The sequence below is a fragment of the Xenorhabdus sp. NBAII XenSa04 genome (assembly GCF_963866145.1).
Taxonomy (GTDB): Bacteria; Pseudomonadota; Gammaproteobacteria; order Enterobacterales; family Enterobacteriaceae; genus Xenorhabdus; species Xenorhabdus indica.
The window spans coordinates 1-11,149 of record NZ_CAWMEB010000016.1; the positions used below are offsets into that span (position 1 = coordinate 1).

Annotated in this window: 10 protein-coding genes and 1 pseudogene; 1 reads left to right on the forward strand and 10 read right to left on the reverse strand. The window is 35.0% G+C overall.

Annotated elements, in window-relative coordinates:
• Nucleotides 1-225: 225 nt before the first annotated feature.
• The 9 genes from AAC147_RS01155 to AAC147_RS01195 form a co-directional block, all read right to left on the reverse strand.
• Nucleotides 226-696: a GNAT family N-acetyltransferase gene (locus tag AAC147_RS01155; protein ID WP_052189710.1), complete on the reverse strand. Its 471-nt coding sequence runs from the start codon at nt 694-696 to the stop codon at nt 226-228.
• Nucleotides 697-785: 89 nt separating this feature from the next.
• Nucleotides 786-2,069: a hypothetical protein gene (locus AAC147_RS01160; protein WP_047684780.1), complete on the reverse strand. Its 1,284-nt coding sequence runs from the start codon at nt 2,067-2,069 to the stop codon at nt 786-788.
• Nucleotides 2,053-3,066, reverse strand: coding sequence for a hypothetical protein (locus AAC147_RS01165; RefSeq protein WP_047684783.1), 1,014 nt, complete (start codon nt 3,064-3,066; stop codon nt 2,053-2,055). Before AAC147_RS01165 ends, AAC147_RS01160 begins: the two co-directional genes overlap by 17 nt.
• Nucleotides 3,045-4,235 carry a YcaO-like family protein gene (locus AAC147_RS01170; RefSeq protein WP_047684785.1) on the reverse strand — a complete coding sequence of 397 codons (1,191 nt, stop codon included), beginning with the start codon at nt 4,233-4,235 and terminating at the stop codon, nt 3,045-3,047. Before AAC147_RS01170 ends, AAC147_RS01165 begins: the two co-directional genes overlap by 22 nt.
• A gap of 3 nt (nt 4,236-4,238) precedes the next feature.
• Complete coding sequence (locus AAC147_RS01175) at nt 4,239-5,012, reverse strand: SagB/ThcOx family dehydrogenase (RefSeq protein ID WP_047684788.1); 774 nt, start codon at nt 5,010-5,012, stop codon at nt 4,239-4,241.
• Nucleotides 4,993-6,087 (reverse strand): SagB/ThcOx family dehydrogenase, encoded by a 1,095-nt coding sequence (locus AAC147_RS01180; protein WP_047684791.1) that lies wholly within the window; start codon nt 6,085-6,087, stop codon nt 4,993-4,995. The genes AAC147_RS01175 and AAC147_RS01180 overlap by 20 nt, the downstream gene beginning before the upstream one ends.
• Before the next feature lie 10 nt (nt 6,088-6,097).
• Nucleotides 6,098-7,198, reverse strand: a complete 1,101-nt coding sequence (locus tag AAC147_RS01185; RefSeq protein WP_047684794.1) for a SagB/ThcOx family dehydrogenase — start codon at nt 7,196-7,198, stop codon at nt 6,098-6,100.
• Complete coding sequence (locus AAC147_RS01190) at nt 7,185-8,567, reverse strand: MBL fold metallo-hydrolase (RefSeq protein WP_187650406.1); 1,383 nt, start codon at nt 8,565-8,567, stop codon at nt 7,185-7,187. Before AAC147_RS01190 ends, AAC147_RS01185 begins: the two co-directional genes overlap by 14 nt.
• A gap of 206 nt (nt 8,568-8,773) precedes the next feature.
• Nucleotides 8,774-8,959, reverse strand: a complete 186-nt coding sequence (locus tag AAC147_RS01195) for a hypothetical protein (protein WP_047684799.1) — start codon at nt 8,957-8,959, stop codon at nt 8,774-8,776.
• Nucleotides 8,960-9,487: 528 nt separating this feature from the next.
• Between AAC147_RS01195 and AAC147_RS01200 the strand changes: the two genes are divergently transcribed.
• Nucleotides 9,488-10,696: an MFS transporter gene (locus tag AAC147_RS01200; RefSeq protein ID WP_047684802.1), complete on the forward strand. Its 1,209-nt coding sequence runs from the start codon at nt 9,488-9,490 to the stop codon at nt 10,694-10,696.
• Nucleotides 10,697-10,765: 69 nt separating this feature from the next.
• Here AAC147_RS01200 and AAC147_RS01205 read toward each other — a convergent pair.
• Nucleotides 10,766-11,075 (reverse strand): annotated as a pseudogene (locus AAC147_RS01205) (hypothetical protein); the annotation flags it as partial.
• Nucleotides 11,076-11,149: the final 74 nt, after the last annotated feature.

Consider the following 11,149-nt stretch of genomic DNA (forward strand, 5'->3'; position numbering starts at 1 on the left):
TTGAACACCGAATTAATAATGTTCATGGGCGCGATTCTGATCTGATACGAATGAAAAATCAAGCATCTTTAATTACAATGGGGATATTGGTATAGGCTCTAAGTTATATTCGGCATTCCGCACCGCATTCGTAATTTATTGTTTTAATTAAGAATTAAAGCATGCGTAAATTTCATACAAACGATTTAAAATCAGTATATTACAGATATAATTGCGGAATGACGGTTATATTTTTTTAATTAAGCATATCTCACGAATTTCGCAACCAAGAATATTAACATTTTTATATTTCCTAGAGGGAAGGAAGCCAATTTTTTCATAGAATTTTAAAGCTCTAAAATTATCTTCTATAACCCATAGAGTAACAAATTTGAAACCTGATAATTTCAATTCTCCAAGAGCGGAATATATTAATTTTTGGGAATAACCCATTCCCCAATAATTCTGATAAAAATAAATAGCAAAAATTGATCCAGTATTAGGGTCATCTCTTGAAACACCAAATGAACAAAATCCAAATATTTCATCACCATATTCGGCAATAAGAGTTTTAGGAAAACCAGTGTCAGAACGATTTAGTCTTTTATACCAAGATTTTGCTTTCTCATGGACAGACAGCTTCCCAAGTTTCTTTTCTGGAATAATATGTTTATAAGCAGCTTGCCATGATTTAACATGTAATAATGCAATTTTCATTACATCATATACACATGCTTTTCTGATTTTACATATCATAATAATAAAACACTCTGGTATTATCTGTGAGAATAAAATTGTTAGAAAAATTAAAACATAGTATTAAAGTTTAAATGAGTTGGGTACGGAGATAGGATACTGTTAAAATAAGACTGATGTTTAGTATAACCGAACTTATCTTCCATAAAATGGAAATAACGCATGCGAAGGCGTTTTGCAAGTTTTAATAAAATTTCTTGTCCACCATCTGTTTGTGCAGCATTATTTTCTGAGTTATAAATTTCATCAAGAATTTTGAATAAAACACTGCTAATTTTATGCGAATCAACGTTGATAGAAATGTTATCAATCTCAGCGACGTTACTCTGGATAAGACAACTGAACCAAAAAAGACCATTCTCAGCATCAGAACTAGCTAAAATTCCGCCAGATGATGAATTTTTCCAATATCCACTTCGAAAAGAACGAAGTAGGCGTTCAGCTAAAATTAATTCTTGAGTGATAGGTACTAATTCACCAAATAAATCCTTACATGATTCCAGTAAGAGCCAGACAGACATATCAACACGAAATTCCTCAATACCTGCATAGACCAAACCCAAGGGTATTTTTTTTACTGCTGCACCAAATAAGGGGATCGGTCCAGAACCATGTAATAATTCATGAAGAGTCAACCACAAAACAAAGGCTTGGTCTAATTTTTCTTCGGAAATATTGACTAAAATACTCGAGGCACCATTAACCATGAAATGCTCGTTAAGTAATGGAGCAGTTAGATGATTAAATCGAATTTTGATAATGTTATGAAAAAGAATTGAGCGACGATAGTTAATTTGTCGTGTAGAATCGCTCCAACCAGAAAAATAAAACGGGCTAAATAGAGCTATATATTGCCCAAGGCCACGCCTGAACGCTCCTTCGATTAATCCAATATCATAAAACTCAATATGACGCCCATGAAAATCGAGCGGGGTTCCAAAAATACGGCTACCCAGTATATCAAGATTATTTTCAATAATATCAATTAAGTATCTAATTTTAGATGTACGACATGCTGCTAGCAAGCCCTGTTCAGCAGGTTTACCTTCCATTGCTCTTATTAATCCCAGAAATACAAAACATTGAGCATCTCGAAGTTGCCCGAATTCGGCAACGGCGTCATCCCAAAAGCCACTGTTCAGTCCATTGAGGATACATCGATTAAGTTCAGTTTGAGCCTGTAATATTGGGGAAGGCAGAACAGCCTGAAACAAATTTGCTACGTTAACATAGTCGCCTTCACGGACTGCAAGACAAAGTTCATGCCAAGGAAGAGAAAAATTTAAATCTAATCCTACAGGTAATTCGATAATTGCATTAGTTAAATTTTTCATTTTGTGTCTCCAACGATAAACACCAAGTAATAGCCGTCTCGTCAATAAGAAGGTGAGGATCTTGAGCATCGATTAAGTAATCAATAGATAAGTTTAATCCCAATGTTTTTGCAACAAAGCGAGCTTGCTCATTAAGATGACCTAAGTCTAAAAAAAGGTCTTTCCAGGCCCAGGAGTGACGATAACGCCATTGATATTGTTCAAAATTCCATTTGACCCGAATGAAGGCAAAGAAATTTTGACCATCACATTTTTCCGAAGAAACTAAAATTAATGAATGATATCGCATATTATATTCATAAATCTCAACGTAATTATTATTGTTAATAGTTACGTTTATCCTGAAAGGATGACGGCATCCCTTTGACGGTACAGCTTTAAGAACTACATCTAAAACATCGAGAAAACGTGCTAATCGAAGTTTCCCAAATGTCCAAAAAAGCAAAAAACCAAGCTTCTCAAATTTTGTTATCGGTTTATAACCTGATGGATAAAATGCAGGATGAGGAAGGCGTCCTGTTTTAATATGAGAGTTCATTAAATAAGTGGATGGTGGAGGCGATATATTTAAATATCTTTCCATTTGATATCGGTCTTGATTATATACATCTGGTTCTGAGTAGTTTGCATGGTAAAGAATAGATTTACCACAAATATAACCAGCAACATCAGTTTCAGATAATGGAAAGGAAAACGTATCTGTCCAAACTGATTCTCTATCAGAAAGGTCAAATAACCCAAGTTGTTCTAATTGGTCAATAATAGGCCACCATAACTCTTCATTCCAATTGAGATCAACCCTAATTGATTCTAAGTTTATTAAATTATCAGTCTGGCATAGTTTATTTATAAGCCGAAAGATTTCATCATTTGGCTCCGATATCTTAGCTTTCCTTAATTGGGCTGGATTACAAGTATACCATTCACCAGATGCAATAATCATAGTGAAAAACTTACTAATTTTAATATGGTTATTTATGAGAAAGGGTGAAGGCATTTTATTCTCCCATTCCAACAAAAAGGAAGATTGGCAGGCAGGAAGCATTGTACTGACTGAAACCCGAATAACTCAGACAATGGCGTTGAGCGATCTATAATCAAACAATCACTTATATTTTGCTTAATTGCATTAGGAGAAATAAATGAACCAACATCATTCTTGTCCGCATCATGAAATTTTAGCTGCTTAAGTGTTTCTTGAGCAACTTCCTTCATCATATTAGCTTCAAAGCCTGAAGATATCTTGTATTTATCTTCGTAGACTAATTTTGGCCATATTTCAAAGGAATGTACAAGTTGTCCATACAATTCGTTAATAGCATGCAATCTTGCTTGCTGGTCAGAAGTATCAACACCACAACCTGTGATTAAAGCAGGGCTGTTGATACCATCTCCCAAAAATAATACCAGATAAAAATTGAAAGCGTTTTCTAGATTAATGTGAGAAAGCCAGATAGAACCGCCTATCTGCTCAATGTATGAAGCCAGTTCATTTCCTATAATATCAACATTTGCCATATGTACAGAAGGTAAACCGCTTCGCCAAATATCCTTCAAAATAGCTCGTTCCAAAGCTTCATGGAATCCGTTCTGTACTGCATTTTCATATAAAGAATGTACGGCCATTCCAGTAGAGTCGGGGAAAACCAAAGGTTCTTTGACAGTAGCCAAAGATTCGATCTGTACATATTCTAGTGGTAAAAAACTTTGGCTATCATCTATTTTATTTTTGCATGTTATCCACCAACGTGGATTATCAGTTTCATGGCGAAGCTCTAAAAGATTAGTTACTGAAGAATGTATATGTCCTTTTAATTCTCTTGATGATGCAAAATGAATTTCTTCAGCAGGTCGACAAAAAGCGCCTACCCGTTCAATCGCCTCTGCACGAGCTTTTAAAAGAGCATAATCAGGGTTGAGATCTATACCTCTGCCAACCAATAAACGCGTAGTGCCATCAAAACAGGAGACATTCAATATAGCTATAGCTATATGTAGTAACACTGTATTTGAGATATTTGATTTTAACCACATCCTAGCATAATCACTGGGCAAGGTTCCATCAGGCCAAGAATATCCATATTCACGGTAAACGGTGGGAAGTTGACATAATGGATTATCAAACCATTCTGATAAAAAGGCACAGGTTTTATTATCATTAGACATAGATCACCCTTCTATTTTCTTGCCTAAAACCATGGCATAGACCACACACTCCCATGGAAAATCAAGACGTAATGTTGAAGCACAGAATTCATCGTCAAAGCCACCAATAACAATGTGTGGGACATTCATCTTAGTCGCGGCTAAACAAGCATTTTGGGCTATATGTCCTGTTTCTAATAGCATGTAGCGGTAGCCACGATCACCATATTTGGGACAAATTTTCAACAATTTTCCTACCCACATGATAATTGCTGATGCAGATGAATAATCAATATGGCGTGTACGAAAAAGTAGAGAAAAATCGGATGGCAAGCTTATTTCTTTATTTTCAATTAGCTGAGTAGTGAGTGGATCGTAAGTAAAAGCTGCCATCGGCAAATCCTCTACTTCCCGACAAAGTACTAAAGATGAAACAGGAAATAACCCCCCAGCTGAGGGAGCAGTACGACATAGCCCTACAGGACTATCGTGTATAATACCATTAGCACACCATAAAATATCTAACAAGTCATGAAGTGTGAGTGGTATTTGACCAAATTTGCGTGCGGACTGTCGAGAACGCAAAATCTTTGAAAAATCAGATAATCGAGCATCATATGGTGAATAATCTGTTTTTACATTGCTTCTTTTCGACTCAAAAATTAAGTCCTCGAATGGAGAAGATGGTTCATACAAATGACCGAAACTTGATATAAAGTGAAAAGCCAAGCTTGCCTTCGAATGTTTTGGGAAGCGATCATCAGAAATATCATTCCTATCAACCGATTGCGACGACATATAGAGGTGCCTCCTCATAGCCATTCATACCCATGATACGGTTAGCATAGTCATCCTCAAAAGCTGGAGTCAAAAAAGTACTGAAATGAAAAGCCGTTCCAAGGAGTATATATTTTTGAGCTAATTCAGCTGTATTTATCATTAGAGTTCGATATGCTCTAGGGTGACGATATCTATACATATAGCGCAACCAAATTGCAGATATCACAAAAGCACAAGCACAACCCCGTATACGTTCTTGTCCAATACACATTTGGATTAATTCGTCACATAGATCGCCATGACGTATGAGTGCTACGCGATGCTCTAATGGGTCATAGTGATAGATACCTGGTTCTAAACCAGATACATTGAATGCGAAGAAATAGCTTTCTAATGCTGAGAATGATGAATTAAACAGCCTTTCAGGCTGATTTTCGAGATACTGTTCTGCTTCTTTCCTTAATCTACGCGTTTCAATATTGGCGAAATGCAGGATTGTGCTTAACTCATTTTGATCAATTTGTTTTTTTTTCCAAGGTTGGTTAGATCGCCGTCGTAGAAGTAATTGCTCCATGGGTTCTTCAGGAAGAACGTTGGGAGAAGGAAGTACAATATATTTCTTATCACTGTAAATTTTCCAAAAATCCGGTATAGGTTCTTTTTTGATTAAATCAGACAGCATTTCACGTTGTTGCTTTATTGGATCTTCCGATTCTCTATCTAAATAAGGCAAGTTTCGTGTGCATAAGTGCATCACAAGTGCTTCCAGCCAACCACGATCGATCCAGTGCGCAACTGCTTTTTCTTGAGGGTTGGCTATTGATGCATCTTGAAGAATATTAGATTCATAGAGATTTGAAATGACATCCAATGCAGTATCTACATCAACTTCAAGAATATTCGCGAATGTTTCTCTGATAGCAGAAATTGATTGAGTATTAGAAATACTGGCTAAAGCACTTAATATTCTTACATCTGGCATGACATATGTTTCTCCCTGCAAAAGGAGATCTATGTGAATTTTTTTACCAAATCGAATACGGAAAAATGGATTTAGCTTAAGTTCATTCGGCATTTCTATTACATTTGTCATATATTTCACCCTAACCAATGAATGCAAATGAGGAGGCAGCTTCATTTAGTCCATCAATTCCCAAGAAAGCTTCAACTTCCTTTTCTGAAAGTGAGTACCCACGAAAAGAACGACGTTCAAGTGATGAAGCCAGGTATGCTAATGTTTGCATGACATGGCCAAGGTCATGTTGCATAACACGATACGAGCGACCTTCTCGATAACGGAACATGCTTCGTTCAAACATTGTACTAAAGAGAAAAGCCAGGATAGGTTCGAAGCTAAGCCGCGATCGGTGACCTAGTACTTTTTCGAATAGTAGTTCGCTGTGATCCCCCGGAATGAGCAAAGATAATCCATGGTGCTTGACGCTATAATGGTAAAGACCTTTGGCTATATTTTGGCAGTCTAAGATTACAATATAAGCCTCGGTTGGATGCCGACTACCTCCAGAAGGTGAGGTTTTTGCCACATGTGCTCCGGTGAGAGGTAGACGTCTTGTTGCAGTTTGACCGACGCTTAATTTCAGCAGATAAGCTAACTCATCAATACTGAATTGTCCTGTTCTATTACCTTTTGAAACTTTTGCTAAAAAAATTTCATTTAATCCGATTGTTTTTTTTACATTTATCTCATTAAGTTCAGGCAATTTGATGAATGGTAAATTTTCATAGAGCTTATAATTAGATGGTGGCGATTCTTTTTCCAAATATTCGCGCATTTCGGCTTTATCTTCGAGTCCTTTTGGATCTGCAAGGTAATTCATTCTAATCAATTTAGTTGTATAGAAATGATATTGCATCGCTTCCTCCCATCCGTGTTCTCTCCAGGTTCCTCTAAACTCTTCTATATATTTATGAAGCGGATCATCTTTCTTAACTACCATCTTTATTTCTATAAGTTGATTAAAAGAAGCCTCAATTATTTTCTTAGGAAAATCAAATGTCATACTAACTTGGTCTACAGCATCATCTAAATAAATCCAATCAGACAATATACTTTGCATAACTAAAAACAAGGGTTGTGTGAGAAGGTTACTAAAGTAAGTATCTAAAGTTGATGTATTTCTAATGAAAAAACCTTTTGGGGTATTAATTCCATTAACACCCATAGCTATTCTAATTTTCATCATGTTTAACCTTCATTAATCGATTGGCTTCTCTTTTCACCCATCGGTTAAAGTGAGTTTCCGGATCGTTATTGAAATATGAAAAAATAGGATCTCTTACATCGTATCTCTGTATTTTAAATACACCATCATCCGATTGAAAAATACGATGTAATGTTGAATAGACTCTTGAATGAAAGTATAAGACAAAATAAGGTATTTCAGCCGATTCGCAGGCTAGTAAAGCAGAGGCGCTAACCCTAATATGCAATGAAACATATGGAATAGATAATTTTTCTAACTTTATTCCTGACGGAGAAAATTCTACAACATACTCTCTTATTGTATTTGAAGGAAGTATAATTTCTATTCCATATCTAACTTGTTGTTTGCACAATACTGCAATAGAGCTATCAATACGTTCTTTTTGCTTTTCTAACCATGGAACAAATTTATTTTGCAACCAAATAGAAACTGCTTTTTCTAGCCTGTCAATTCCAAGACATTTAGGGTCATCATCTTGGAGCGGAGATAGACTCTTTGTCGGATCTACTCTTGGGCGGTCAAAATTACCCATACTTTTGACTATTTGAGAACCCTGTATATCTAGCTTAGGTATTCCATTGACCACTGAAATTACATCACCAGGCAGTAATGTAACCATTTCTATCCCAGATAGATAAGGTTTGATTTCTTCTATGAAATCTTTTGGGTGCATGGGGAAACTATAATAATTTGCCCAATCATATTTCCCAACGTACTTCATCCCAGAACAACTTGGAGCAAAAAATAACGGTGCAAGTGCTTTTATTCCTGTTAACATCTTCTCAATGTCAGTACTAGGAAATTCTATGTCCCAATATGTCAAAAACCGATGTTGTACATCTGGATAACCACCTATCAGTACAGGATTATAACTGCAAAATGTTTTTATACGCTGCACTTCATTGATATCTAAAGAAGAATCACCAGTATACACAATCGCATTTTTTTCATCTTTAATGGTGAAACCAAATTGAAAATTTTCAAGGTGTTTTTCACCAGTAAACAGAATATTCAGTGAGTTTATTTCTATTTCCTCACTAGTTCTTACAATTTTAATGTTACTAAATCCGAGAGTGCTTAGACCTAATTTGATGCTCGGTAATGGGGGGTAAATGACTAATGCATCGCGATTTATCATCGATAAGCTTTCTAGTTCGAAATGCCCTGGATGTTGATGAGTAATAATTATTACATCTATTTTCGGTAATTTTTCAATATTTATAGTTCGGTTTGGACATACTTGTGCAGTACCAGATTGAAACACTGATTTAAGCAGTGGATCTACCAATATTGTTAGATTGGTTGTTTCAATAAAATAACAGGCGTGACCAAAATATGTCCATTTCATAAGCATAATCTATTTATTAATGGTGGAATTCCTGATTATAAGAATTAGCCACCTTGTGTTAGTAATTTGCTTTTTTGTCTTAGAAAATATGCCCTTAAGATACCTTTCTTTTCTAAAGAGCATATTTCCAGAATAATTTCAGACAATAATTAGCACAATCCATATTTATGAATATAGATTAGTTGAATATGTAAGCTGAATAAATTTCAGCGAATACAGCACTGCTCCAATAATTTTGCGTCTAAAGGATCAGTTTTCGATTTGATAACAAACAAACCTTTTGGTTGGTCTGTTCCACTAGGCTTGATCATCTGTGTTGTTCTACTGAGGCTTACCGAAATTTTTTCAAGATCACTACTCGATACTTTGTTTAGTGCGTCAGAATCTTTCATTTTTCATTCCTCATGTTTTTGAATGAAACCATCAAGTTATTCGTTTCTGCATTGTTAACAGAGTTAATAAAACTATTATTTAATGATTTATTTACTCCTAAATAACAATTAAGTTTAAGCTAATAGCTACAAAGACATTTATCTGTGATATTTATCACATAAACAAGCTTTAAATTAGGCTAAAAATCTAAGTTATTGTAATGGTGCACAATATAAATGAATGTGTTAAATTTAAATTATTCTACCCTGTGCGTTAGGTAAGAATTTTCCCCAGAAAATACTTTTTTGGGCTTTTTGGCGTAATTTTTCCTCCATCATAAACCGTAATGAAACGAATGTGAAAAATCACCAATACGCCGAAAAATTTCCGGTAGTTTGCATTGATTAGGGAATAAAACCCACAATTATTACTTGCTTACTTTTCATATCAAAGGTATACCGGAGCCAATGAAGTTATTTTTTCCTCTCATAAAAACCATTGTCCATCCAATTCACAGATAAGTGATAAGAATACTTATGAGGTAAACAATGAAAATACACAAGTCGCCAATTTCAATACTCCTTATTAATACATTCGCTACGACAACTTCACGGGGTATAACTCTTCCATTTATGGCAATATACATTTCCAGCAATTTTAAAATACCACTTGAATTGGTCGGTTCTATTCTTAGTGCAAGTCTGTTAATTAGTATATTTTTCAACTCATTAACTGGATACCTAGTTGATAGGTTTGATAAAATTTTAGTTATATTCGCATGTATGATGCTTTTCTCCTTGAATTTATTTTTAATTCCTATGATTTATCAATCATGGATAATGATATTAATTTTGAGCTTAATATATACTTCCAATGGAATGTTAAATATTACGATAAAATCATGTATAGCTGACTGGACTTCTAATGAGCAAAGATCACAGATTTTTTCCCTCAATTATGCTTTATCAAATGCCGGCTGGGCCATAGGAGCTCCTATCGGAGTAATCGCTGCTAAATTAAATTTAACTCTTCCATTTTATCTTTCAGGAGGAGTTTCTATTCTGATGTTAATTATTCTACTTATCCGATTTTATGACAACATATCTTTTCATAAAAAGATAAACTCAGAAAATAAATCCACTCCAATAAATTTGTTTAAAACATTAAGTATTTTATTTAAAGATAATTCATTAATTTACTTCACTATTGGTAGTACTTTCATTTCTCTTGTGTTTAGTCAATCAGCTGGTTATATTTCTCAGTATTTATTGAAAACATCCAATGCAGAATTTGCGTATGAAATTCTCGGGATTATTAACCCAGTGAATGCTTTTTTAGTAATTTCATTACAATATTTTGTAAGCAAGAAATTACCTAAAGAAAATATATTTTGTGGTTTTTCTTTAGGCATCATGATGTTTTTTATAGGTATCATTGGTTTTTGGATTGCTGGGGAATCCGTATTACTCTGGGTGGTTTCAATGGTTTTCTTTACATTTGGAGAAATTATTGTCATACCATTAGAATATATGTTTATTGATCATATCGCCCCTGAAAATTTAAAAGGAAGCTATTATGGGATACAGAATCTTCGATTTATTGGTGGAGCTTTGTCGCCAATAGTAGCAGGTTTTTTACTTAGCTATGCTACTCCATCGTCCTTATTTTTTACACTTTGTGCAGCTACTTTGCTTAGTTTGTTTTTCTATTTTATTGGATATAATTATGCGAAAAATGCAAGAAAGCAAAAAGAATGAGTGTAGTGGATTGTCGGAGTTGTGTAGGGACTAGCGGGAACATTTGAATCGGATAAACATGGTTGATAGCTAGGACGTGTAATAAGAGCATAAAAGAACTTGGGGCATTTGTACGGCAACCGCTTCCATCCAATAATGCTTCGTTTCTTCACCTAATTTTATGCCAGCATACCAATGCTTAAATTGGGTTTTCAAATTATCATTGAGTACCGCTGTGCGTATCAGGAGTAAGTAATGCATACCTTGCTGGCTCCATTGCATCTGCTTCAGGGGCGTTTTTTGATACCCCTTTGACATATTGTTTTAAGACAGTCAGGCGCATCGTGATATGAAACCAGTCGAACACATGCTGGGATTCAGGGTACAAATTAATTTTCATGGTGAGGTGTCTGATAAAAATATGCTGAATTGCTCATTCTATCGCCGATTGAACAAAGTGCCCCACACTAATGA